Source organism: Acidobacteriota bacterium (assembly GCA_003225175.1).
In the GTDB taxonomy this organism is placed as follows: Bacteria; Acidobacteriota; Terriglobia; order Terriglobales; family Acidobacteriaceae; genus Gp1-AA112.
The window spans coordinates 1-24,555 of the sequence record QIBA01000033.1 but is presented as its reverse complement, the minus strand read 5'-3'; the positions used below and the strand labels follow the sequence as shown (position 1 = coordinate 24,555).

General features: G+C 55.3%; 24 protein-coding genes and 1 tRNA gene. 8 read left to right on the top strand and 17 right to left on the bottom strand.

Annotation, left to right across the window (positions count from 1 at the left end):
• Nucleotides 1–4: 4 nt before the first annotated feature.
• From thiO to DMG62_04840, 7 genes are all read right to left on the bottom strand, one after another.
• Nucleotides 5–1,069, bottom strand: a complete 1,065-nt coding sequence (gene thiO / locus DMG62_04870) for a glycine oxidase ThiO (protein ID PYY24054.1) — start codon at nt 1,067–1,069, stop codon at nt 5–7.
• A 36-nt stretch (nt 1,070–1,105) separates the two neighbouring features.
• Nucleotides 1,106–1,801: a hypothetical protein gene (locus tag DMG62_04865; protein ID PYY24053.1), complete on the bottom strand. Its 696-nt coding sequence runs from the start codon at nt 1,799–1,801 to the stop codon at nt 1,106–1,108.
• A gap of 61 nt (nt 1,802–1,862) precedes the next feature.
• A complete protein-coding gene (locus tag DMG62_04860; GenBank protein ID PYY24052.1) occupies nt 1,863–2,198 on the bottom strand; it encodes a hypothetical protein in 336 nt (111 codons plus the stop codon).
• 289 nt (nt 2,199–2,487) lie between these two features.
• Nucleotides 2,488–3,153: a hypothetical protein gene (locus tag DMG62_04855; GenBank protein ID PYY24051.1), complete on the bottom strand. Its 666-nt coding sequence runs from the start codon at nt 3,151–3,153 to the stop codon at nt 2,488–2,490.
• A 71-nt stretch (nt 3,154–3,224) separates the two neighbouring features.
• A complete protein-coding gene (locus DMG62_04850; GenBank protein ID PYY24050.1) occupies nt 3,225–4,979 on the bottom strand; it encodes a DNA polymerase/3'-5' exonuclease PolX in 1,755 nt (584 codons plus the stop codon).
• Nucleotides 4,980–5,069: 90 nt separating this feature from the next.
• Nucleotides 5,070–5,285, bottom strand: coding sequence for a cold-shock protein (locus tag DMG62_04845; protein ID PYY24049.1), 216 nt, complete (start codon nt 5,283–5,285; stop codon nt 5,070–5,072).
• Nucleotides 5,286–5,552: 267 nt separating this feature from the next.
• Nucleotides 5,553–6,140 carry an NUDIX hydrolase gene (locus tag DMG62_04840; protein PYY24130.1) on the bottom strand — a complete coding sequence of 196 codons (588 nt, stop codon included), beginning with the start codon at nt 6,138–6,140 and terminating at the stop codon, nt 5,553–5,555.
• A 49-nt stretch (nt 6,141–6,189) separates the two neighbouring features.
• On the opposite strand from DMG62_04840, the gene DMG62_04835 reads away from it, so the two are divergent.
• Nucleotides 6,190–7,056 (top strand): hypothetical protein, encoded by an 867-nt coding sequence (locus DMG62_04835; protein ID PYY24048.1) that lies wholly within the window; start codon nt 6,190–6,192, stop codon nt 7,054–7,056.
• A gap of 7 nt (nt 7,057–7,063) precedes the next feature.
• On the opposite strand, the gene DMG62_04830 is transcribed toward DMG62_04835, so the two are convergent.
• Nucleotides 7,064–9,418, bottom strand: coding sequence for an APC family permease (locus DMG62_04830; protein PYY24047.1), 2,355 nt, complete (start codon nt 9,416–9,418; stop codon nt 7,064–7,066).
• A 472-nt stretch (nt 9,419–9,890) separates the two neighbouring features.
• On the opposite strand from DMG62_04830, the gene DMG62_04825 reads away from it, so the two are divergent.
• Entirely contained in the window at nt 9,891–11,321 is a 1,431-nt protein-coding gene (locus DMG62_04825) for a glutamine synthetase (protein PYY24046.1), read from the top strand.
• A 93-nt stretch (nt 11,322–11,414) separates the two neighbouring features.
• On the opposite strand, the gene DMG62_04820 is transcribed toward DMG62_04825, so the two are convergent.
• From DMG62_04820 to DMG62_04810, 3 genes are all read right to left on the bottom strand, one after another.
• Nucleotides 11,415–12,062, bottom strand: coding sequence for a hypothetical protein (locus DMG62_04820; protein ID PYY24045.1), 648 nt, complete (start codon nt 12,060–12,062; stop codon nt 11,415–11,417).
• On the bottom strand, nt 12,062–12,769 hold the full coding sequence (locus tag DMG62_04815; GenBank protein ID PYY24044.1) for an RNA polymerase subunit sigma-24: 708 nt from the start codon (nt 12,767–12,769) through the stop codon (nt 12,062–12,064). The genes DMG62_04820 and DMG62_04815 overlap by 1 nt, the downstream gene beginning before the upstream one ends.
• Before the next feature lie 235 nt (nt 12,770–13,004).
• The gene (locus tag DMG62_04810) at nt 13,005–13,748 is read right to left on the bottom strand and encodes a hypothetical protein (protein PYY24043.1); all 744 of its coding nucleotides are present in this window, start codon (nt 13,746–13,748) and stop codon (nt 13,005–13,007) included.
• A 113-nt stretch (nt 13,749–13,861) separates the two neighbouring features.
• Here DMG62_04810 and DMG62_04805 point away from each other — a divergent pair.
• A tRNA-Ala gene (locus DMG62_04805) sits at nt 13,862–13,937 on the top strand.
• Between the two features lie 377 nt (nt 13,938–14,314).
• Here DMG62_04805 and DMG62_04800 read toward each other — a convergent pair.
• The 3 genes from DMG62_04800 to DMG62_04790 form a co-directional block, all read right to left on the bottom strand.
• On the bottom strand, nt 14,315–15,016 hold the full coding sequence (locus DMG62_04800; protein ID PYY24129.1) for a hypothetical protein: 702 nt from the start codon (nt 15,014–15,016) through the stop codon (nt 14,315–14,317).
• Between the two features lie 197 nt (nt 15,017–15,213).
• A complete protein-coding gene (locus DMG62_04795; protein ID PYY24042.1) occupies nt 15,214–15,501 on the bottom strand; it encodes a hypothetical protein in 288 nt (95 codons plus the stop codon).
• Nucleotides 15,485–16,318: a hypothetical protein gene (locus DMG62_04790; GenBank protein ID PYY24041.1), complete on the bottom strand. Its 834-nt coding sequence runs from the start codon at nt 16,316–16,318 to the stop codon at nt 15,485–15,487. The genes DMG62_04795 and DMG62_04790 overlap by 17 nt, the downstream gene beginning before the upstream one ends.
• A gap of 243 nt (nt 16,319–16,561) precedes the next feature.
• Here DMG62_04790 and DMG62_04785 point away from each other — a divergent pair, with 243 nt between their 5' ends.
• Genes DMG62_04785 through DMG62_04775 form a run of 3 tightly spaced genes read left to right on the top strand, consistent with a single transcriptional unit; the run spans nt 16,562 to nt 19,084 of the window.
• Nucleotides 16,562–17,017, top strand: coding sequence for a response regulator (locus DMG62_04785; protein ID PYY24128.1), 456 nt, complete (start codon nt 16,562–16,564; stop codon nt 17,015–17,017).
• Between the two features lie 7 nt (nt 17,018–17,024).
• The gene (locus tag DMG62_04780; protein PYY24040.1) at nt 17,025–18,875 is read left to right on the top strand and encodes a hypothetical protein; all 1,851 of its coding nucleotides are present in this window, start codon (nt 17,025–17,027) and stop codon (nt 18,873–18,875) included.
• Nucleotides 18,872–19,084, top strand: coding sequence for a hypothetical protein (locus DMG62_04775; GenBank protein PYY24039.1), 213 nt, complete (start codon nt 18,872–18,874; stop codon nt 19,082–19,084). Before DMG62_04780 ends, DMG62_04775 begins: the two co-directional genes overlap by 4 nt.
• Here DMG62_04775 and DMG62_04770 read toward each other — a convergent pair.
• Nucleotides 19,081–21,000, bottom strand: coding sequence for a hypothetical protein (locus DMG62_04770; protein ID PYY24038.1), 1,920 nt, complete (start codon nt 20,998–21,000; stop codon nt 19,081–19,083). The two genes, DMG62_04775 and DMG62_04770, sit on opposite strands and share 4 nt — an antisense overlap.
• Nucleotides 21,001–21,151: 151 nt before the next feature.
• Between DMG62_04770 and DMG62_04765 the strand changes: the two genes are divergently transcribed.
• On the top strand, nt 21,152–22,018 hold the full coding sequence (locus DMG62_04765; GenBank protein PYY24037.1) for a sulfur transferase: 867 nt from the start codon (nt 21,152–21,154) through the stop codon (nt 22,016–22,018).
• Between the two features lie 518 nt (nt 22,019–22,536).
• On the opposite strand, the gene DMG62_04760 is transcribed toward DMG62_04765, so the two are convergent.
• Nucleotides 22,537–22,785: a hypothetical protein gene (locus DMG62_04760; protein ID PYY24036.1), complete on the bottom strand. Its 249-nt coding sequence runs from the start codon at nt 22,783–22,785 to the stop codon at nt 22,537–22,539.
• Between the two features lie 237 nt (nt 22,786–23,022).
• Here DMG62_04760 and DMG62_04755 point away from each other — a divergent pair, with 237 nt between their 5' ends.
• Nucleotides 23,023–23,943 carry a hypothetical protein gene (locus DMG62_04755; GenBank protein ID PYY24035.1) on the top strand — a complete coding sequence of 307 codons (921 nt, stop codon included), beginning with the start codon at nt 23,023–23,025 and terminating at the stop codon, nt 23,941–23,943.
• A 312-nt stretch (nt 23,944–24,255) separates the two neighbouring features.
• Here DMG62_04755 and DMG62_04750 read toward each other — a convergent pair.
• The coding region (locus DMG62_04750) for a hypothetical protein (GenBank protein PYY24034.1) at nt 24,256–24,555 on the bottom strand (300 nt) is incomplete at its 5' end.

Below are 24,555 nucleotides of genomic sequence, written 5' to 3'. Positions count from 1 at the left end.
CTGACTATCCGGCCAAAGCTCGATTGCCGACAAATCGAGAAGGCGAGAATGGAAGCAGGTCGATCCGGCTCTGGCGTCCCTGAATCAACTCAGAGATAACGGCGGCAGTAATTGGGGCCAGGAGAATCCCATTTCGGAAATGCCCGGTCGCTACATATGTGCCGGGCAAAGATCCGGGGCCAATAATAGGAAGCCCGTCAGGAGAGCCCGGCCGCAGTCCCGCCCAGGCTTCAATCATCTTTGCCTCTCCCAGCGATGGTACGAGATTTGACGCTGCCTGATGCAGTTGTTGGATGACGTCCGGCTCTACCGTTTTGTCGAATCCTGCTTGCTGGACACTCGCACCAATCAGGATTCGGCCAGTCCTTCTGGGAAGCAAATAAACTTCGCGGGAGCGCACAACATGGCGCAAATTGCTGTCGGCCGGAATCACAGTCAACATTTGTCCCTTGACCGGATGCGAAGGAACGGCAACCCCCTTGATGTCAGCTGCCCAGGCGCCTGCGCAATTTACGAACGTCGCAGCAGCATAAGGACCAGCACTGGTTCTTACTTCCAAGTCGCATGTTGCCGCAACGCTCACCCGTTCCACCAAGGCTTCATGATGAACCACTACGCCCATCCTCTTTGCCGCCACCAGCGCTGCCTGCAGCAGAAGCAGAGGATTGACGGTCTGCTCTTGCAGGAAACAGACTCGCGGGAGATCGGCCAATCCAGGCTCAAGACTCTGCAGCTCGGTAGTGGAGAGCGGGTGAGATGACAAATCCTCGTCACTCCGGCCGATATATAGCGTGCCACGGTTCTCAAGTTCGACCTTTATTCCTGAGCGGAGTTCCAGTTCCTCGACGAATGCGGGATATATTGACGCACTGAGCCGCGTCAGGGGTTTCAATTTGGGATCGGTTTCCGGATCGTCGACGACGAGCATTCCAGCCGCTGCGCTGGAGGCCTCGCGACCCGGTTCACCACGGTCCAGAACCGCGACTGTCGCGCCTGCGCGTCGAAGTTCTATAGCAACAGATAGGCCGATGATTCCGGCGCCGGCGATGACAACATCACAGGTATGCACAAGACGATTCTAGCTGCTCTTACTGCTGAGGAATGGCTACGAGTGGTGGCGCGTCCTGGGAGTCGTTTGTGCGCGCTCACTGGCTTTTGAGGTATTAATCAGCTTCGAGAAAACTACGAGCCGTTTCGGAGCTGGGCCGATGTAATAAATGGGATAGCAGGTAATCAAGGTGAGGCGCGCATCGGACGTCTTCTTCAGCACCGACACGTCATTCGGCATCACGATTTTCTTGCCGGTTACCTGGAACGTGTAAGTATGCCCATCTCGCCGCACCTGAATTTGATCACCGTCCTTGAGCTCATAGATGTGACGAAAGAAAGTGTCGCGGTGAGCGGAGATCACAGAATTGCCGGCTTCCCCAGGAGACGGAGTGCCTTTGAGATGGCCCGGACCTAGCCGCAGGGCTTTGTGATTGGTTCCCTCGACCACGATGACATCGAGATCGATTTTGGGAATCGAGACACGCGTCAATCCATCGTGCCTGGAAACGGGGCACAGGGCACCTGCAAGGGAAGAGCTCTGTTGCTCCAGCCATTGCCGGTGTAGTGCCTGCTGCTCCCGGTACATGGCCGCATACTCGGATCCTACGTATCCAAGCAGAACGGCACCCAGCACAATCAATGCACCAGACACTCTCTGCTTAATAGCCCCTTCGCGCGTGCGTCGTAGAAGCTTGTGCCATTCAACATGCAGCTGAGAGTTGCCGGCCCCTTTTTGGTTCATACTTTCCATAGCAGCTAGCGAATGAGCCAACCCCGTAGGTTGGATGCCCGGATTTAAACGTGGGAAAGCTCTACTTGTGAGCTGGACGAGTGCGCAGCGCTGAAATGAGGCCGCCCAAAAAGATTCCGAAACCGATTACTGAGAGCAGCGGCAGAGAGCTGCTCCCTGCGGGTAGGTCGAGAGATTCATTTGATTGTGAGTTGGCGCGACCTTGAGCAATAGCACTGGAGGCGAGCTTTCGCTGTGACTCGATGGAAGTAAAATTCCCCCCGGAAGTTTGGACTGGCCCGCATACGGTAACCGGCCTTCCTTGAGACGCAGTCAGAGACCAGGCACGATAATGCGCCGCAAATGGCGCAGCAATGGCGAGTAACAAAAAAAGTATGAAGGCACGAGCATTCTTCATGGCGCGGTGAAAATACTTAATTACTTAGTTACTACAAATGAGAATCGCGATTCCATTTTTTGTCAGGCAAATTCCGAACGCGTCGTGCGACTCGGAAAAAGCATCTGAGCCGGACAAAGCTCCCGGAATCAGCTAGTTACTGCTTGAGTACTATGATTGCTCCAGCCGAGTACCACACTCGACCGTACAGTCCCTATGCAATTTCATAGCCCAAGTTGCGTACGAACTGAATTTGCCCCCAAAGAAGCAGCTCTGAACCAGAAAAAATGTAGGCCGACGTACCAGAATCTTATTTCATGACTCTCGTTGGAAGCGTTGTTTCCTGAGCTGCCGCTATCTGCGTGGCATCGATCACGAGGGGTGCGTGATCGTAAAAGTTAACCGTTGCCTGAAGCGACTTCCGTTTATCCCAATCTTCGCGTGCTAGCGGAAAGCTGAAGACGACTACTCCCTGCTGATCGGCCTGTGCGTCAATCCTAGATTCCGACTGCAGAGGCTTTGCGTCGGGGATAGCCAGCTGAGGATAGGCCTGAACAATGCGCTCATAATCCGATGCCGGAGCGGCGCTGTCGTTAAACTCTCCTTTTTCGGCTACGAGCTTGCCCTCAATGTTTTTGATGTACATCGGCTTTCCGATGGCGTTCTTCACATCGATTGCAATGTTGACCAGGACTGAGTCTCGTTTCTCGACATTTTGATCCAAGGTGCCTTCCTGTCCCGGAGCAATCGAACCTTTAGATTCAATGTGCAGAGGTAGGGCAACTACTCGAATTGCCGAACCGGTTGAAGTTGGTGGATTTCTCGAAGAGAGGAGATACACGCCTACAATAATGGCCAGCACAACTGCGGCGATGACCACTGGGACAATCGGGGGAAGACTCCAGCGTGCACTGTCCAGTTCTTCGCTCATGGGCACGTGGCCGGCGTCGAACCGTGTCGCCTCCGCCTTCTTCATTTTCGGACTAGTTGGGCTCGCCATGCTTCCTCCTTCGAGCAACTCTCATCCTAAGATGCCGATTTTGGCTTTCATGCGACGGCTGTACGCGAATGCCGTGTCATGGCTTCGGCAAACTGCCTGACAGGGAGTGTGTTTAGCACATCCTCGCTGGTAAGCCACGCGCGACGGGCCTGTATGATCCCAAATCGCATCTTCTCGAGATGCAACGTGTGGTGCGAATCAGTGTTGATGACGATCTTCACGCCGCGTCCTTTCGCCATCTTCAGGTGACGATCAGATAAATCCAGACGATCGGGATATGCATTGAGTTCCATCGCTACATTGTGAGTCGCGGCAGCTCTTAAGATCGCGTCAAAATCGAAATCGTAACCCTCGCGTCGCAACAGAATACGCCCAGTGGGATGGCCGAGGATAGAAATGTGCCCGCTGGTAATCGCGCGTAACAAGCGATCTGTCATCTGCTGTGGTTCCTGCTGGAAATGCGAATGGATACTCGCAATCACGAGATCCATTTCGCCAAGCACATCACCGGAGAGATCGAGTTGCCCGTCAGCCAGAATGTCTACTTCAATTCCAGCGAATATCTTGATACCGTCGCTGTGTTTATTGGCCTCGCGAATTTTGCGGATATGCTCCACCGCCCGCTTGTCGTCGAGTCCGTTGGCAAACGCCAGATTCTTCGAGTGGTCAGTGATGGCCATGTACTCGTAGCCGCGCTCGCGGGCCGCACCGGCCATCTCTTCGATCGTGCAGCGGCCGTCGGTTTCGAGGGTGTGCATATGCACGTCGCCACGAATATCCGGGAGCTCAATCAGGTGCGGAAGCAGGTGCTTCTCAGCTGCCTCGATTTCACCTTGATTTTCGCGGAGCTCCGGAGGAATGTAATCGAGCTTCAACGCAGCATAGACTTCCTCTTCGGTTGCGCTAGCGACGTGAGTGCCGTCTGCAACTCGTGTAAGCGCGTACTCACTCAACGAATAGCCCATCTTTAATGCGCGCTGGCGGATTGACACATTGTGACTCTTCGATCCAGTGAAGTACTGCAGTGCTGCACCGAAGGACTCAGGCTTTAAGGTGCGAACGTCTACCTGCATTCCTCCACGCAACCGGAAGCTCACCTTGTTCCCACCCTTGGCAAGCACTTCGCTGATCCCGGGGAAGGTTAGGATTCGATCGAGCAACGGCTCCAGATGCTCATCGGCACAACATGGGCCCGTTATCAGAATGTCGAGATCTCCGACGGTCTCTCGTCCTCGACGCAGGGAACCAGCCGCGGTGATCTTCTCAATGCCGGGCATTTCCGCGAGAAACTCTTTGATCTTCTGTGCTGTGCGTTCAGCCGCGTCAAGAAGAAAGCGTCCGGAGATGCGGCGATACTCCTCGATGCCCCTGAGGATTCTCTGCTCATGCTTCTCTCCCATGCGCGGAAGTTCTCGGATTTTTCCTTCACGACCCAGCTTCTCTATACCGTCGACGTCACACACTTGGTATGCGTCCCAGATCAAAGCGATCGTCTTAGGGCCGAGTCCCTGGATTTTCAAAAGCTCCAACATGGAAGGTCGATATTTCTGGAGCAGCTCGGCGTGAAGAGGGAAATTGCCTTCTTTTAGAAGTTGCTGAATGTTTCCGGCCATACTCTTGCCTATGCCCGGGATCTCAAGCAGCTTCTTTGTGTCTGCAGCAATGTCGGCTACGCGCGTGGGTAGTCCTTCCACAGCTTCAGCCGCACGGCGATAGGAGCGAATGCGAAATGGATCATCGCCGCGAATCTCCATCAGGTCGGCGGTTTCATAGAACACAGCAGCGATGTTGCGATTTTCCATGGAGGTGCGTCGTAATTCTAAATTCCTTGGCCTTACGGCAAATAAAAAACCCAGCCATTTCGGCTGGGTTCTGGATAACTTTCGACCTCGCTAGTTCAGCTTGGTCACATTGTCGGCTTGGGGGCCCTTTTGACCCTGCACGATCTCAAATTCGACCTGATCGCCTTCCTGCAGGCTCTTATAGCCCTCGGACTTGACGGCGCTGTAGTGGACAAATACATCTGGTCCACTTTCCTGACCAATGAATCCAAAACCCTTAGCATTGTTAAACCACTTCACAGTGCCTTTAATTCGCGTCGCTTGCATACTTTTCCTATTTTTCCTTCTGGGGCCGAACAGCAGGTGCCGGGACCCGAACTTCCAGACCACCCTTGGGGACTGCACAAGGAGACTTACTTCACACGCCCGAAGTGAGCAGGGGAACGGCGCGAGGGGTAATTCTTGGGGTCCTAGTGAGGTTACTGGTTACTTAGAATTATCCAACAACGTAACAATGTTGTCAAAGCAGTAAACATGCTCGATGGCGCTTCGGAGTCATCCGAAAAAACTAAACGCCAGCTTGATTGATGGGTGCTAAAGCGCTGAATCCAACCAGAATAGTGATGCGAGCGTCTTGGCGTCTCGGATGGTTCCGTTTTGCGCCATCTTCAGTGCGGCCGGCAGCGGGAAGAACTTCGTTTGGATGCGCTCATCATCTTCCAGCTGAGCCTTTCCTTGGGTCAGATCGGTGGCCAGATAGATTTCCATCGTCTCGTCTAATATGCCTGGGCTGACGTAAAACTTCAGTGCTCGTTTCCAGTGTTTTGCGGTAAGTCCCGTCTCTTCCAGCAGCTCTCGTTTCGCTGCCGCTGCCGGCTTCTCTCCTGGATCGATATGGCCGGCCGGCAACTCCCATAGATAATCGTCCGCCGCATAACGATACTGACGTTCGAGGAGCACCCGCGGCTCGGATGCGGAATCGTCGACTGCCAACACAACCACCGACCCGTGATGGCGAATGATCTCTCGCAAGGCGACAACTCCCTCGGGTTCGCGAACTTTATCTGCGACTACCGTGTATACCTTGCCTCGATATCCAATTTTGCGAGACAGAATTTTGGCGTACTTCGGTTGAGGAAAATGGACTAGCTTGCTCTTTGCGTGCGTCCGACTGTTAGGCATGAAGCGATAGGTTAACATTCTGTCGCGAATCAACATCTCTCACCATCTCATGACAGCCGCCAAGCGCAACCGGTCCATCGATACGACGATCATCGGCGCCGGAACTCTGGCAACTGCCTTGGCTATAGCTTTCCGTCGCAGCGGGCACCGTGTTGCCGCGATTGTTTCTCGCGACAACGCGCAGTCCATCTCGCGTGCGCGCAAGCTCGCCAAGCGAGTCGGCGCGCATGTGATCACTCTCCGCGATGCGCAATTCGCCACCACAACAACTTGGATATGTGTGCCGGATGATGCCATCTCGGAAGTTGCCAGCCGGATCGCCGTGGGTCGCGACTGGAAGCGCAAGATCGCGATTCATTGCAGCGGCGCTCTCGGGTGCGATGCCCTGGCTCCGCTCAGGGAAGTGGGCGCAAGTGTCGCCTCGGCGCATCCGTTAATGACATTTGTGTACGGTTCCAATCCGGAATTGAACGGAGTGCCATTCGGGCTGGAAGGCGACCGCGACGGTCTGGTTGCGGCCAGCGCGATCATTCGCACTCTTGGAGGGAAGCCGTTTCGCGTTCCAACCGAGCTGAAGCCTGTTTATCACCTGTTCGGATTCTTTTCGTCTCCTGCCTTGGTGGCTTTAATAGCTGCCGCTCAGCAAGTTGGAAAACTCGCGGGTTTCGATGGACGTAAGTCGCGCCAATTGATGGGACCGATCGTTCGCCAGACGATCGAGAACTGCCTTCTCGGTACTCCCCAGGAAGCATTCAGCGGGCCTCTGCGCCGCGGAGACATTGCCACCTTGCGCAAACATCTCGACGTGCTGAAGGAGCAGCCCGAACTCCTGACGCTCTACAAATCGCTCACCAGCATTGCGGTGCAAGATCTGCCGGTTGCCTATGCCGACGCCCTGAAAAAACTGATCGGCTGAGCCCGGCCTATTTGGATCGCGGATGAGTGGGCGGTACCGAAACGGGATTGGGAAGCGGTTTACCTGTTGGTCCGACGCGTGGTGGTGTCTTTCCCACCAAACCATCTCCGCGACTTCGGAGCTCCTTCAGAATTGATTGCCGATCGCGCGAGTAATCTGCTGCAAGCCGCGTGAGCGCGAGTGTCACGATGTCGTGGTGATGTAGTTCTTCTGTTCCTGCCTGACGGCGTGCGTCCAGCCATAGACGATGCACGAGCATCACGTCTTCCGTCTTGAGGTCGGGAGTGTGCGGACCGATACGGAAACTCTGTACCTCTGGACCTGGCTTCACGACTTGAAACACAAACTGATGCTTTGGCGGAGGCGCAGCTTCCCACGCCTGGCCCATGCGGAATGCCTGCTCCTCGGCTGTCATTTTTGTGGAGAGTCCGGCTACAACACGCGCTGCCAGGAGAGAATTTGCGGTCTGGACGATAGCCGAGAAGACATCGCGCGCGGGCACGACCATCAACGAAATGTGTTTGCCGTAGCTCTCGGCGATGCTCACACATTTGGTGAACAGCGTCTGCTCGTGATCGCTGAAGATCTGTTCGGTAGAGAGATCAACCTCGCCGCTTCCTGGTCCTGTAAGCCGGGCAGCAAGGACTACAACGTCGTTCTCTGTCGTGTCGGTATTCTGTAAAACCCATCGCAGCTGCAATAGCGTGTTGTAGTCACGAACGGTGACAAGCGTGCAGTCCGGACGGATACCGACTGCTTCGCGCTCAATTCGTTCTTCGTGCAGGAGCTGGAAGTGTTCCTTCATCTCCTTTTCCGCATGCTTGAACTTGCGGGCATTCACGCGCTCGGAGATGGTGAAGATGGCAAAGAATGCAGCCGCGAACATTAGGCCGGTAATGGTCGCTATCTTCTTTGTGGCCAAGTTCACGAGCGCTGTCGTGAGCAGCACCATGAAGACAGAGAGCAAGCCAAGAGGAACCTCTCTACCCGCGATACTGATGTTCGGAGGTACCTTCCAACCGCGTTCACCTTTGTATTTGAAGCGCAACACGAGCATAGCTACGCTGTTGAAGGTGAAGCTCCAGATCACGCCGAATGCATACGCTTCACCGAGGACATTCACATCGCCGCGACTCAACAGAATCGTGATGATCTGCAGGCCTACGATCAGGTTCACGATGCGATAGCTGGTTCCATATCTTTTCTGCGGTTTCCGGAACCAGTCAGTAAGGACGCCGTCTTCAGAAACTCGATTCAACACGCCATTCGATCCGATGATTGAGGTGTTGATCGCGCCTGACAGAATCAGGAAGCCGACGACCACGACAAAGGTGCGGAACAAGAGCTTCAGGAAGAGCGGGCCGCTGAACCACATCACCAGTTCGGCGAGAAGATTGTTCTCATAGCTGGAGACTGGAACGTTCTGCGGAATAATCATCACTGCAAGCATGGTTCCGACGCCGGTGAACAAAAAGCTGTAGATGGCAACAATGATCGCTGCCCGCTTGAGGTTCTTCAGCTTCGGATGAGCGATTTCACGATTCACCTGGGCGAGCGTTTCTTCACCACTCATGGCAAGAACGGAATGTCCGAATGCCATGAGAATTCCGAACAATCCGAAGTTAGTGGCAAGGCTCGTGTGAGCCAGAAAGCCGAGGGAGGTTTCGTTGAAGTGAAGGTTAGCCGGCGTTGGCAGAGGTGGGATCGAGCCACCGATCTTCATCAAAGTGACTACCGCCCATCCGAGCAGAAGGACCACCATGACAGTGGTGATCTGCATAACGCGCAGAGCCTTGTCGCTTGACTCTTCGATGCCTTTGATGTTCTCCCACCAGTAATACAGCGTCACCGCAAGGCAGATCACGACGGCGGTTGCATTCACGTTCACTTGCGGTGTGCCGTGAAACATCGCGTGGAAGCCGGGACCAATCCAACCGTGAGCGTCAGCTTTACTAAAGAGCTCATTGATGAGGCCCGCGATGTATTGTCCGGCCGAAACGCCGGAGATCGGTCCCGTGAGAATGTAGTCAAACATCAGCGCTGAGACGCTCAGTTTTGCGAGCGTTCCACCCAGCGCTTCCTTCACAACGCGGTACACGCCGCCGCGCACAAACATCGAGCAGCTCTCGACGTACACCGCGCGTACGGCAAAGGAGAACAGCATCACCCCGAGGATGAACCAGGGAGCTGTTCGTCCAAACGCATCTTCGGCTATGCCGCCAACGTAGTACGCCGACGAGCCGAGATCGTTCAGGACGATGGCCGCCGCGCGCCAGAACGAAATGAACGTTAGCGCCACCGAGGAGGCGACTACGATTCGTACCCGGTTGGAAGGCGGTAAGTTCTGGGAACCAGAGGACATTCTTAGCAGACCGGCTGCCTGATTCGTCCCAGCGTCAGTGGGGAGAACTGACAGGGTTCAGTGGTTTGCCTGCTCAACTCTACGCTCGGGTAGTAGCAGCGTCAACGTCGAGATCACCATCTTCTTCGAACAGCAGAGCCACGTCCTCGAAGAAACTGATCGCGGACCACCACCAATGACCCGGCCACTCCGGCGAGAAAAACGCCGATCGAGACTCGGGACAAAACTGGACCAACGCAACTCATCGTTGGACAATTCTACAGAAAGCGCTTCTTCTGCGAAATAATGCCTGTTGCTCATAACGCGAAACGCTGGTAATAGAAAACGCAACGAGCTGGAAACAATTTCCGAGAAAACCGTTCATATATCCTCCATCAATTAAATTTATATTGGTTAGGTGCAGGCTCACGGTAGTCTGATGGCTTGATTCTGCACTGTTGCCACGGCCCTTTATTCCACCTTGAGGAGATGCATGTCGACCGAACTGCGTAATTTCCTGGCCATTCCTTACGACGAGTTGGAGGATCTCAATCTCAAAGCGAAAGAGCAGCGCAAGACGCGCATTCCCTTCGACCAGATACAGGAAGAGCTCCTGCGCTATCTCACGGATGAAAAGCGCATTAAAGCCGTGACCGTGCTGTTCAGCGACCTTGAAGGTCGACTGCACATGCTCGATTACGACAAAAAGTTTCTTTTGCGCAGTTACGATAACCTCACTTTTGACGGGTCTTCAATCCGCGGGTTCACCGCGCAGCGCGAGAGCGACTTGCGCCTCGGGATCGATTGGAGCGCGTTCTACTGGGCTCCGGCTGATGTTTTCGGCGCTGGCAAGGTGCTGGTTTTCGGAGATGTCATCGACAAAGGCGGAACCCCCTACACCGCCGATATTCGCGGCATGTTCAAACAGTGGGCGGAGAATCTTTTTAAGACTGAAGGCTACACGCTGAACGCCGCCAACGAGATCGAAGGCTTCCTCTTTCAAGGACCAGACGCCGAACGCCGCTACCACGAAACAGGCAAGTTTGAGTACGTGAACACGGGCGGCTATTATCATTCGCTTCCCGGAGATCCGCTGCGCACCTTCATCGATACGACGGCAGAAGTACAGCGGTCGATGGGCTTCCAGAATGAAAAGGACCATCCCGAAGTCGCGCCTTCCCAATTTGAAATCAACTACAGCTATGGTGAAGCTGTCGCAGCCGCCGATCAGATCCAGCTCTACAAGCTGATCTGCCGGCAGGTGGCCACCAAAATGGGATTCACGGCATCGTTTCTTCCCAAACCAGTCGTTGGCGTGAACGGCAGCGGCATGCACACGAACGTCTCCGTCAGCAAGAACGGCAAGAATGTCTTCTGGGACAAAGAAGGGGAAGAGAAGCTCGCAAAAATTGCGTGGTCGTTCGTCGATCGGATTCTCACTCACGGCAACGACATCTGCCTGATGCTTAATGCCAGCGTGAACGCCTATCGCCGTCTCGACCCGCACTTCGAGGCGCCAAACCAGATCAAGGCATCGCCAGTGGATCGCGGATCCATGATCCGTGTTCCAATCGGTAACGAAAAAACGTCACGCGTGGAAGTGCGATCAGTAAGCCCTGATGCGAATCCATACATGGTGATGTACGCGGTTTTTCGCACGGGATTGCAAGGAGATATAGCCAAAATCAAGAATCTGCGACAGGCCGAACGGTACCTGCCAGACAACATCTACACAGCTCTTGATAACTTCATGACTGCGGAGTGGACGACGAAGCTTCTTGGCGAAGACGTAAAGAGCCGATACGCCGACCTGAAGAAGGCCTCCGCCGATCGTTGTCCACGTCTGCTCGGCACGTTCGTAAAGACTCCTGAAGTGCAGTATCACCATGATGTTTACAATCAGTACCTCTGGAACCTTTTCTAGAGAGCCCTCTCCCATCTGGTCTGGTGACCGAGGCGTTCTCTTATCAAACAAAAACGCCGGGCGAGGACGCCCGGCGCTCCGTTATTGTTTAACTTATCCCTTCACATTCACGGTCGAGAAGGCTAGCACCACGTGACCGCTGGCTGGCGCGCCGAAGGCGCGCGCCGGTTCGAACGTGGTGAAGATCAGCGCGTTGTCGATCTTCACGCGTACAGCGTCACTGTCATGGCCCGACAAAATGCGGTAATCGAGCACGCGTCCACTTGAATCCACGCTCGCTTCGATCAGCACTGGGCCGTCAATCCCCTGGATCTCATATGGTCCGTTCGAGAGTCGCGGCGGTGTGTACAGCGAGGTTGGGATGTCGTCTGCCACTTCGGGAATCGCGAAGAATCCAATGAGCACGCCGAACATGATCACGGCGGTTGTGAGCCCGGCAGTGGCGGGCAGCATGAATGTATTGATTGCGTGTTCGATTCGCAGGGCGATATTTTGCAGCGTGCGGGCTGCGCTGCGCGAGCGCTCCTGCTGAATCGCGATCTTCAACCGGAGCGGAAGGTCGCTGGGCGCCTTGCGCGTCCCAATTGAGGACAACAGCGCTTGCGTGCGCTGCAGGGAAAGATAGCTTGTGTTGCAGGGGCTGCAGCTTTCCAGGTGCGCAGAAATTACGCGCATCTCATGACCGCTCACGGCCCCGTCTAGATACGTGGACAACTTCGACTTGGCTTGTTTGCAGTCCATTACTTGCTTCCGACCTCCAGTGATGCCACTCGAGCGCCGTGGCTGGGAACCTTCAGGCCCAGATCGCGGCCCGCTTGCCTGGCGTAATCCTCAAGACGTTTCTTGAGCGCGAAGCGTCCACGCATTAGTCTCGACTTCACCGTACCGAGTGAAACCTGCAGGATCTCGGCAATCTCTTCATAGGAGAGTCCCTCGATATCCCGCAACACGACGGTTGTGCGGTAGGGCTCGGCGACCTGCGCCAACTCCCGCTCGACCTTGATGCGAACCTCCTCGTGCGCCGTGCAATCGAAGGGCGAATCGTGCTCGTCAACCAAAGTCTCTTTGAGCGCAAATCCCTGACGATCTTCTTCGCCGATCGGAGCTTCCATCGTTGTCTCGCGACGCTTGTGGCGAAACCACCAGCGGCGCTGGTTCGACGCCTCGTGCAGCGCGATGCGGTAAATCCAGGTCTTGAGGCTCGCTTCGCCGTGAAAGCGCTTTATGCCGCGGAAGACCTTGAGAAAAACCTCCTGAGTTGTGTCTGCCGCATCAGCCGGATCATTAAGGATGCGATACACCAGTCCATACACGGGCTGGTGATAGTGCGCGATCAGCCACTCATAAGCGTCTTCTGAGCCGGCTTTCAGCTCAGCGATAAACGACGTCTCCGCGGCACGTGCTGATATCGCGCTTGCGAGGTTTGCCAACGTAGTAACTCCCGCCATGCTTCTCACGGCGCTACCCATAACTTAGCAGGTCTCCCCGTCTTGGCAACACACAACCTCTATGCGGATAGACCCCAGAGCTCCAGGGAAAGTTCCCGGAATGCCACGCCCCTCACTGGTTCGGGCACACCTAAAGGACGCTGCATGCTGTGTTACACGAGAACGCAGCAGCCCCCAAAAACTCTGATGTTATAGAGAACCCGATTCGATGCGCGGTTGCAAGCTTACTTTAGTTTCACTTTGGGGTCGAAGCCCCTGTGGTTGAAGGGTTTGCGGCGCTTTTCTTGGTCGTCTTTTTCTTCTTCGGAGGCGGCGCAGGCTCGTCGTCGTCCACAACAATCTTTTTCGGCGGTGCCTGTTGCTGGGCAGCAATAGCAGCGGCTTTTTCGCGCTCGGCGGCCGCCATGCGGTCATCCGCAGTGGCAGTCATCTGCTGCAGATACTCTCCGTAGTTGCGCCGATATTCATCCAATGCGGAGGCATGCGGGACCATCAAATCGTATTCTTCGCGCTTGCCAAACGCGCCCGCCGATTCACTCACGGACGCGACCACATCATAGAGCGCATTCAGATTGCGATAGAGCTTGAAGTTGGCAGCCAGGCTTTGCGGTGTTGTGCGTACAGCGGCGATAAGTCCGGGCAACGCTGCAGTCACATTGCGCTGCACAGAGCCGATGTTCTCCGAAGCCTGATGCTTAGTCGCCGAATCGACCTTCCACTTCTCCACGCGCAGCTTGCCCACGTCAGCATTCAGGCCGCTGGTCTCCTGCTCAAGCCTTTGCAGGATCGCGCCAAGGTCGCCCGAGTTCGACGGCGATGGTGTTGGCGTAATCGTCGGATTTGCAACCGGAGGCGGCGCGCTGAGAGGGCGTGAACCAGCCTGCGAAGAAATTGGCGGATTGCCTGGCGGATACGACGTCTGCGCAGAACAGAAGGCCGATATGGCGATGGTTAAGAGAAGAAGGCTGCCCCTGATCACATGAAAAGGATACTCCTGGTGGCAACCGAACCGCTCGACCCCAAGAGCGTTGATTGACCGAAGCCCCCGGCGCAGGCGAGAATAAGAGCTGTCCTATCGTCCTTCCTCACAGTGGGCCTGTGGCGCAGCTGGGAGCGCGCTTCCATGGCATGGAAGAGGTCGTCGGTTCGATCCCGACCAGGTCCACCAATTACTCAGGTTTTGATAATAGCGCTAGCGCGTCCCGGCACGCCGGGAAGGTCGTCGGTTCGATCTCGACCGGGTCCACCAACACTCAGTTTCCGTTAGGCGGAGAGCGCGTCCCGGCTGGGCTCATCTTTTTCCAGCCAAGCCTAGAATTAATGGGATGCGTTCAATTTTGGTCCGAACATTGATTCTGGGTGTGCTGGCGGGTGGGTTTGCTTGGCGCAGAAGGAATCTAGTGCGCCGAAGGCGCCGCGCATCATTGTCAAGTTGCCCGATAACCTTCATGTTGCGAGCTCGACCAAAAATAAATCAAAAAAACAGTTGTTCCACCCTGTTTCCGTGCACCCTTCGAAAGACACGAAGAGTGGCGCCCCACTCAGTTAGGGGATTGTGGCCGGAGCTGCTAACTGGACCCGCCAAATGGGGCCGCCGTTGTAGAGTGGCCCTTCCAACTTGACGAACGCTGGCGCTTCGCCACTGAGAACCCATACCTGCATGTCTGGCGGCTGCTTGCCTAAGATAGGCGCTAATAACCCAGCGACACCTCCGATTTTGACCTTCACAACGTAGTGCATGGCTTTATGTTCGGTGCTACCGCTCGACAACGATTCTTCGCCTTGTGGAAGGATAACGAGCTTAACCAACCGCGGCTTAGGGGTGGTCGCCAACTGGGACACAGTCGTTTGCGGCAGACTTGGTTGGATGTGCTTCACCAGCGTCAGAAGCATGCCATTGGCAAGGTCGGGCGGCAGTTTGAGCTGCCGCCTGATCACTTTCTCCCCGTCGCCGCGATCTTTGTAGTGCACTGTGATTGTGTCCGTGGATGCGTCGATTGACGTTTCCATGGGCTGCTTGAACGATGGACCTCGCTCGATGAGATGGTCGTTCAAAAGCCGGAAACTACCGCTTTGAGAAAATATGGCCTTGTCGTCATAGAGCGAACCATCTTTGAAGCGAAAGATCAGATGGCTCGTGACGCGATTACCCTCTGCAATCTGGGTCATCTCGCCGTCGGCGAGGCTTTTGCCTTCAAGAGTGCGCAGCGCGAGAAAGCCATGCATCAGCCCTTCCTTGTGGCGCACAGGGACCTGCTCAGCACTCAGCACTTTGGTTAGGAGCAGGGTGGCACACGCCATCAGGAGGGCGAGCAGCCTGAACCGAGGAAGTTCTACCATTGCCATATCCCAAAATGACAATTGGATGTTCGTTGAGTCTTAGGCCAATTACTCTGACAGCATTTCCCGAACGGCAACCAAGAAGCCTATTGGATCACTTGCATCTACTGAGCGGGTTGCGCCGCGAACGTCGCCTTCGTGATGTGGGCGATGATGGGTTCTTTATCACTATGAGGTACCGAATGCCCCAAAATAATCAGATCGAATCGGCCAGCCTGTTCGCTACAAATTTCCCAAGCCTTCGCGAATCCCTCCGCAGATCTCACTTCATGACTCATTTGCTGAAGAAGCAATTGGCGCGTCAGAAGCAACGACGGGTCATATGAGATCGACAAAATACGTTTGGCCATCAACTTTCTATATGGCCAGTTTCTATCACGCCGTCTTGCCATAGCCTGATTGCTCTTCAAAAGCGCGGATCGACTCCTCGAATTCTTCGTGGAGGCCCTCGCCCATCAGCATCATGTCGGAGATGCAGGTGCTCATGTCAACGGCGAGAAGATGCTTGTGCAGGACGCGCGAGATGACAACGTGCAGGAGTCGCGCTTCGATCGCGATACGCCGCACGGTATAGCCCTGTTCATAGCGCTCCTGACCGTGTCTTGTAGCGCCTTTTTTCGCGTTGTCAGCAATCACGTTTGGTCCAGCCTCGATTCGTTTCGCAAGCTCTTCGATGATCAAACGAATGTGATCGAGTCGCTCCTTCTGGCTGAGGCTAACGGAAGAAAGCATTGTGTTCTGGCTTGTTTCCCTGAGCCATTCATCCGTGATCTCATCGATGCTCTCACGCAAGATGGTTGAGACGCGCTTAACCTGTAGAGGGATAACGTGCCGGGGTTGTTTGGATTTTTCCTTAATCGTCTCGACGAGCTGCTTCACGTTAGTCGGTTTTGTCAGATAGTCGTCAACCTGGTTTCGTATGGCTTCCAGTGCTGTTGCGAAATCGGGATACCCGGTGAGAATCAGTGTGACCGCGCTCGGCTGAACGCGGCGCATGGCACTGATCAAGGTGAATCCGTCTCCCTTCTCGCCTATGTTTAGGTCTGCCAATAACACATCGAATGAATCTCGGTTGATGTAGGCCAGCGCTTCGGCAACCGTAGCTGCCACTGACACTTCGAAACCTTCCTGCTCCAGAATGAGCGGCAATGTCATTCGAATGCCAGGTTCGTCATCAGCGAAAAGAATCCGGGTCTTACGTTCTTGCATATGGGTTCGAAAGGGCGCGTCTGCGGAGTAGTCTTTCGCGGTTAATGCGTTCCGACAGCATTTTTCGCGTGGAGAAGTGAGACTCCATTTTTGAAATGAATCCCATACCTTAGTTGCCGGGTTCGAGTGCAGAGTTGGCTAACGTGTTGCCAATAGACAGCATCTCAGGTAGATAGGCCAATGGTTGGGCTCGGAGTAGATGGTTCGTGAATGGGGCTCGCAATTGCGAGAAGACAAGCGCGCATGAGCATAATCTTGGTACTTCCGCAGCAACAGGGATTTCCCAAAAACGAATTTCCAGCCAGGAGCACAGGTCCTGCAGAACAGCGTCTCAGACGAACTGTCCTTGTGGTTGATGACGAGAGTCTGATCGCCGACACCCTCGCCGAGATCCTCAACGACAGCGGCGATTTTGACGCAATCGCGGTGCATGACGGCGAACGCGCTTTGGATCAGGCACAAGACCGCGCTCCCGACATCCTAATTACCGATGTTGTAATGCCCGGAATAAACGGAATCGAGTTGGCAAAATCAATTCGTTCTCGATACCCGAAAACGCGGATCATATTGCTCTCAGGCCAAGCCCAGGCACGCGACTTAATGAGGGAGGCGAGCCACGAGGGATATGCATTTGAGCTGTGGGCCAAACCAATCCATCCCGATCTCCTGTTGGAACGACTGAAGCGGAACCGAACCTGAAGCCAGAATGCGCGTACCTCTCGACTCAAACTTGAAAGCCGACTTGGGATCGTCGCACTGGTTTGTCCGATATGGGGCAGCAGCACTGTTTGTTCTTGCTGCGCTGGTGTTGAATTCGCTGGGGCCGGCAAAGTCGCTGCCTTTTATATTCTTCTTTGCGGCGGTGGCGCTCAGCGCGCGGATATGTGGTTTTGGCGCCGCGCTGTTCGCGACAATTCTCTCGGCTGCGGTTGTGGACTTTTTCCTGCTACCGCCGCAATACGCGTTTGCATATCGGGGTAATGATCTCCTACGCCTTCTCTTTTTCGCACTTGTGGCGCTCGTCATCAGCAGTATCGCCAAACAGAAATCCAAGGCGCAGAAGATCGCCGATGAGCGTACAAAACAGTTTGCGGCTGTTGTAGAGTCTTCGGACGATGCGATTTACAACAAGAGTCTCGATGGAATTGTCCTCACTTGGAACCGAGCGGCGGAGCAGCTTTTTGGATATACGCCGGGGGAAATAATCGGCAAGAACGTTGCACTGCTAGCTCCGCCAGAGAAGGCGACCGAAGTCGATGAGATTCTGCAACGACTCAGGCGCGGAGAGAGAATTGGGCATTTCGATACAGAACGCGTAACCAAAGACGGAAGACGCCTTCATATCTCACTCTCGATTTCTCCTATATTCGACGAGCAAGGAACTATTGTCGAAGCGGCGACTGTTGCTCGCGACTTCACCGAGGGCAAACGTGCCGAGGCCGCACTGCGGTCGAGCGAGGAGCGATTTCGTGCCGCGCACGCTATGGCGAACGTCACAGCGTTCGACTGGGATGTGGAAACCGGTGGGGTAACCTGGTTCGCCCAGTTACCCGCATTGCGTGAGCTTGCGCCGGATGGAAAATTTGAGAGCTGGAGGAAGGTAATTCACCCGGAAGACAAACCGAAAGTTGACGCGGCAATCGAGCGGCTGCTTCGTGAGGGCAGCGCGGACATCGAACTCCGGCTGCTCAGACCTGATGGGCAAGTCGTGTGGCTGAGTGAACGTGGGGAGTTGTATCACGACGAGACTGGCAAGTCCCATTGTCTCGGCATTGTCATGGATATCACAGAACGCAAACGCAACGAGGAGATTCTCCGGCGCTCGGAGAAGATGGCCGCCATCGGACGCTTGGGAGCAACCATTGCCCACGAACTCAATAATCCGCTTGAAGCGGTGACGAACCTTGTCTATCTCATTCGCAAGAACAAGTCTCTTGACGAAAAAACCCAAAGACAACTCGACGTAGTCGATCAGGAACTGGCTCGCATGGCAGACATGACACGGCGCACGTTGGGCTTTTACCGCGACACCGCCTCTGCTGTTCCTGTGCTTCCTGCAGAGGTTATGGATGAAGTGCTCGCCCTATACGCGCACAGACTGCAATCTAGACTAATAGACCTGAAACGGGACTACCAGACGCACAATGAAGTATCCGCATTCCCCGGTGAGATTCGGAAAGTGTTCTCAAATCTTATCGCCAACGCGATTGATGCGGTTGGCAATCGGGGCCGAATCACGATCCGTATCAGGAATTCACAAGATTGGCGAAATCCAGGTGTTCGGGGCGTTCGTATCACGGTTGCCGATTCGGGTTCCGGTATCCACCCGGTAGACAAAAGCAAAATTTTCGAGCCGTTATACACAACCAAGACAGAAACTGGCACCGGACTCGGATTGTGGCTCTCGAAAGACATTATCCAGAGCCACGGCGGATCGATTTCGGTTCACAGCGGAGGCTGGCCAGGACCAAATTGCAGAACCGTATTTTCAGTATTTATTCCGGCGAAATCCGCGCTGTCTTCAGCAACAGTCGAGGAAGAACGACAAACGGCGTGAGGAAGCAGTTGGATTCAGACCTGAAAACCGTAGATTCGGATCAGATCGCGCGGCACGCGGCGCATTATAGACGAGACGTTCTGGATAACCCACTCATCGAACACCGCGATGAGTGGAGCCTCCCGCTGCAAAAACCAAAATGGGAAAAAGTGGGCCGGGTGCTGCCGTCTTATTTAGGTATCAAGATCCTTTCTCACCTGTCCCGCTAAGGGCCTGCCGGAGCGCCCACCTCGCGAAGGAGGCGGGCAAAGCGTGGTTCGTCGTGCAGCGACTCGAACTCGATACGCTGGGGAAGATACAGCAGAGCTGCGTTGCGCTGCTGCAAGGCGGTTTCGAGCAGCGTGAGTGCTCGATCGCGATCTCCGAGGGCGGTGTAGATGCCCGCCAAATCTACGGGCGAAATATAACGACTTGCACTCTCCGCCTCGAGATGGCGCAAGATCCGTGTACCTTGCTCGCGCTCGCCGCCTTCGATCAGGGCGCGGGCAAGATCTGCCTGGACCTCCAGCGTCTCGCCTGCCAGGCTTACGCCTTTACGGTAGGCGGCGATCGCTTCCGGCAACATTCTGTGCCATTCGTAGGCGTAGCCCATGTGCTGGTACACGCGCACATAGTTGGGATCCAACGCAATCGTCTTCTTGAACTGCGCTAATGCTTCGTCGAAGCGCCCGGCCCGCAGCAACGCCAGTCCCATATGGGAATTCATGTGCGAGGACAGCGGGTCCAGCTCCAGCAGCCTTCGCGACTCCTGCAGCGCCTCCTGATGGCGACCGGCTAGCGTGAGGTAATGCGAGTAGGAGTGGTGCGCCTCTTCGTAGGTTGGTTTCAGTTCGAGCGCGCGCTTGTATTGGCTCTCCGCCTCTGTCCACTTCCACTCGCCGTAAAAAAGCTCGTTCGCGAGCGAGACATGCGCCTCGGCGAGATTTGGACTGATGCTCAGAGCGCGCACCGTAGCCTGCTTGGATAATGCAAATGCTTTTGCCGGATCCAAGTCCGCATCGGCCTGTTCGGCATAAGCGTCGGCTAATCCGGAATAGCCGAGTGCGAAGTTTGTATCGAGTGCGATCGCCCGCTGGAAATACTGCACGGCCAGAGCGATGGTCGCGTTGCTTTTGTTGTCCAGCAGGAAATGGCGTCCTTTCAGATACGCCGAATATGCCTCCCAGTTTGTTTGCCCCGACTGTGCGGTCTGAACCTGAGGCGGTCGCAGGCCTACGTCGATGCGGGAGGCGATCGCCTGGGCAACGTCGGCTTGCAGGGCAACGATGTCTTTGAAGTCGCGGTCGAAGCTCTCAGACCATACATGCATCTGGTCGCTCACTCGAATCAACTGCGCCGTGATGCGCGCCCGCGAAGCTGCCTCGCGCACGCTGCCTTCGAGTACGTAATCCACTCCAAGTTCCTGCCCAATCTGGTCGATGCCTTTGCCGCTGTTCTTGTACTTCACGGCTGAGGTGCGGGCGATCACTCCGAGCCGATTTGGGTCCATCGCCCCAAGCTGCGCGATCATCTCCTCGGTCATGCCATCGGCGAAATACTCCTGGCCGGGATCGCCTGTGAGATTCTCGAATGGCAGGACAACCAGCCGAACCTGTCCCGCTTGCCGGCTGCTTCTCGCTAGGCGATAGCCAATCAAAGCGGCGAGCAACAGTGCAGTCGCAACGATCGCTACTGCCAAAGTGATCCAGTGGCGCCTTCGCAGTGGGGCGTCAATAGATTTTGGCAGCGGCTCTGCGGTTTGGGGCACGTCCCGCAGAGGCGGCCGTGAGCTGATCTCAGGCGCAGTGGTCGCCTCAGCCTTGGCGATGAACCTGTAGCCTCGTCGCGGCAGAGTGGCGATAATCCGCGGTCGCTCGGCATCGTCGTTGAGGACCGCGCGAATCTGCTTAATTGCCTGATTGATGGCGAGATCAAAATCTACGAAGGTATCGCCCGTCCAGACATGATCGCGGAGCTCCTGCCGCGTGACCAGCGCACCCGGGTGCATCGCGAGATAGGCGAGAATTTTGAATGGCTGCGGCTGCAGCTTGAGAGAAAAGCCGTTCTTGCGCAGCTCTTCGGTAGAGAGATCTAGCTCGTAGTCCTCAAACCGGATTACAGTCGGAATTTGCGTCGCCGGACGCATCGAAGGGCCTCGGGGAGAGGTCTGATTCTACCCCAAAAAGCTTTTCCTTCCTGCTGCTTACATCTTCACTTCGTAATCACTGGCAAATCACACCCGAAACATTGCCACAGCTCGGCCGCAGCGCAAACCTGCAGCTTCCAGAGGAGGAAATATGAATTCTATTCCGAAGCAATCCGCCCGCTATGTCCCGATCTTCGCTGCCGTGCTGGCTATCTTCTTTATTGTGCTCAGTCCCGTTCAGGCGCAGTGTCCCATTCCAGATATCGCTCACACCAGCCTGCTCGAGGCCAACCAGCCGGGGATGGAAATCACCACGGCTCAGCTGGTGGACTTTCTGGCGCAGCGCACGCCTCCGGTTCTCGACGTCCGCTTTCCCCAGGAGTATGCGATTTCGCACATTCCCGGCGCCATCAACATACCTCCAGACTCGACCGCTGATCCCAACAACGTGCAGCATGAATCTGGAGAGATCGCCGCCCGATATCCAGCTGACGCACCGTTGGTCCTCACCTGCAACGGACCCTCTTGCGGCAAGAGCAAGAGAGTGGCAAAAGCGCTACACGATAATTATGGATTCACCAACGTTTTGCGCTATCAACTCGGCCTGCCGGTATGGCGCGCCCTGGGCAACACGGTGCAAACCGATCTGGACGGCTTTGCTTACATCTTCAATCGCGACTTCACGGCTGTCTTCGTCGATGCGCGTGCACCCGAAGCCTTCCGCGCCGACACGGTCGCTTGCGCAGTGAACGTTCAGAAGGACGAAGCCGATGCAGCCAACACTGACGGACGGCTGCCTCTCCTCGACAAGGGAGCACGCGTCGTGGTCTTTGCCGACAACCTTCAGATGGCGAAGACAGTTGCAGCACAGATCGCGAAGAAAGCCTACTGGAGCAGCAGCTACTTCAGCGGCAACTTCGAAGACCTGGAAAACAGCCGCGAGATGCGAATTCACAGCGAGCGTCGCTGCCATGTCTCAGAAGCCCAGCACACGGAGCCTGAGCACGACGACGACTAGACGACGTATGGGGCCAAGCTATTGATGTCATAATTCGCCGAGTGCCTCAATCAAATAAGTTTGCGAGTTCTCTACTTCGAGGAATTGCTCGGGGTCTATTTGGGATTGCGGGGATCGCTTTCTTTTGGGGTGGAAGAGCCATCAGCGAGTTTGCGAAGGTAGATCGGCTACTCGCCGAGATCGACGGTCTAGTTCTCGCAGCGGCATCTGTGGGGCTCGGGGTGATAGCGGAGTCTGCAGGAAGGCGACTAGGTGAGCGTCGTACAGGTGGAAGTCCGCCGTCAATTAAAGACTGAAATCAAACGGGGACAGCAGAAACTTTCGCCTCACGAGGCCATGAGAGTAAAAGGTTCCGTCTGCTGTCCTCCACTTCAGCAGCTTCTCCTGATCTTCTAGGACCAGAATGGGAACCTCCTGGATGCCCCCGTGCTCTCCCGTGCTCTCAAACAAAGAAAACCGCTGAGCGGCAAGGCTCAGCGGTTTCAGACAAGATACTGGTGAGAAGCGTGGATTCAGCGTTACCTGTTGTCGCCTTTCCCCTTGCCTTTATCCTTATCGTTGTGGTGAAAGCCAAATTTGTGGCTTTTCTTGCCTTTCTTGCCTTTCTTTTTGGCGGCGTTTAGAGAGTGGACTTCATTCGCCCGATCTTGGCCGTGAAGCTGAGCGCCACGGTTAGAGCGCGTCCCAGAGTGTCCTTGCCCGTATGCTTGCAAGCTCATCACACCGACGAAAACAGCGGTCGTGAAAATAAGCGAGATTTTCTTCATTGCGAACTCCTTTTGTTTCGGTCTCCAGTCGATAGCATCCACAAGGTGAGTGTGTATTGGATGTGGGTACGATCAAAGTTACTGAAGTAGTGTGCGTATCTGGGTCGGGCGGCCCTTCCGGCAAAACAATCGAATTCGTCCAAACGTACATATCACTCCGGTACCCTCGACGCCTGGCAAGGTTGTCTTTAATACTCTCTCTGCAAAACAGCAAGCAACAAAACCAAAGCCGGGAGTGTGTCCATCGTGATTCGCAGATTTGCAGCAGTTTCTTTACTAGCATTTTTAGCCACATCCGTACTTGCGCAGAACGCGCCCACCAACCAGAAGGACGCCGACGAAACCGGGTGGACCTCCACGCTGAACTTCGAAGGCAGCGCCAACTCCCAGGAGCGAGTGCTCGATCTGGGATCGAACGTCGGCTACAACTTCAACGAACACTGGGGCGTAGACATGGGCGTGCCCTTGTCGTTCGTCTCTTCGTCAACGCCAACGACCACCACGGGCACAACGACAACCAAGGGCACCTCCAGCTCGTTAAACAGCCTGGGCAACATCTACATGGACATGAAGTTCAAGACGACCGGCGATGCCGCGAATTACAACTCCACGCTCACGGTAACCGCTCCTACGGGCAGCACTACGAAGGGCGTAAGCACCGGCCGTCCAAATTATGGGTGGAACAATCACCTCGAGCACGACTTTGATCGTCTAACTCCTTTCCTCGAACTCGGCCTGTCGAACGGCCTGACCGACACAAAGTCTTTCCATCGTCCGTTCACGACCTTGGGCTTTGTGAGCCAGTTCACCGGCGGCAGCAAGATCGACCTGGGCGGCAACTTTAGCGTGGGCGGCAGCCTCTACGACGTGCTTCCCTCCGGACAGCAGAAGATGTTCAGCAAACTTGTCGCAAAGAAGTCAACGACTACGGCCGGCACAGGTAAGAATGGACGAGCATACGAACTTGCCGCCGAAACCACGGGCGACGCCTCCCTCACACATGACAACGGCGGCTCCGCCTGGATTGAGTACTCCCCCGACAAAATTTTCGATTTCCAAATCGGATACACGCACAGCGTGCATTTAGCGCTCGACTCGGTAGCTTTCAATCTGGAAGTCAACCTGGCCAAGCTGATGAATAGAGGTAAGAAGTACTAGCTGCCACTGAGCGCCTGCAGGGGCCATCGCTCCGAAGACCAGCGGCAGCCAGTTGGTGTGAGAGTTACCCGAGTGCCGTTTTGGTTTGCGTGAAGCCAGCAGCCAGCACCCAACAGCTGAAAGCTTAGCCAACCCGTTCCCGCTATGGGATTCGGCCTGCTCTCCGGGATCCTGATAAAGCTCCTCCGTGTGCACTTTTCCCAGGAGAGCAGAGACCGGGCCGGGTGACGCACCTTTCCTCGGCTTTCGCTCGCAGTTTCCCAAAAAAGTGGATTCCCGGTCTTCAATCCTCGTTATTCTCCGTGCTGATGGCTATGGATAAGCGGTCACCGGGTTCAAAGCACCAGGCTTGGTCGCGGCGCTCCCTGTGTCATTCACAACGTGGGTGATCTCCCCCTTGCCATTCAAAAGGACGGTTCCGGCATCGTGGACCGCCACTCCGCTCGCAACCGGCACCGTCATCGCGGCGTCCTCGATGATGTAGATTCCCTGATTGAAGAATGAGTAGATCCCGAAGCCATACGTGTGGTGCGTGGTGACGCCGTCACTTACCACATAGGATGGATATCCGTTCGCCGTTCCATCCATCCATGCGCTCTGGCTAGGCACGTC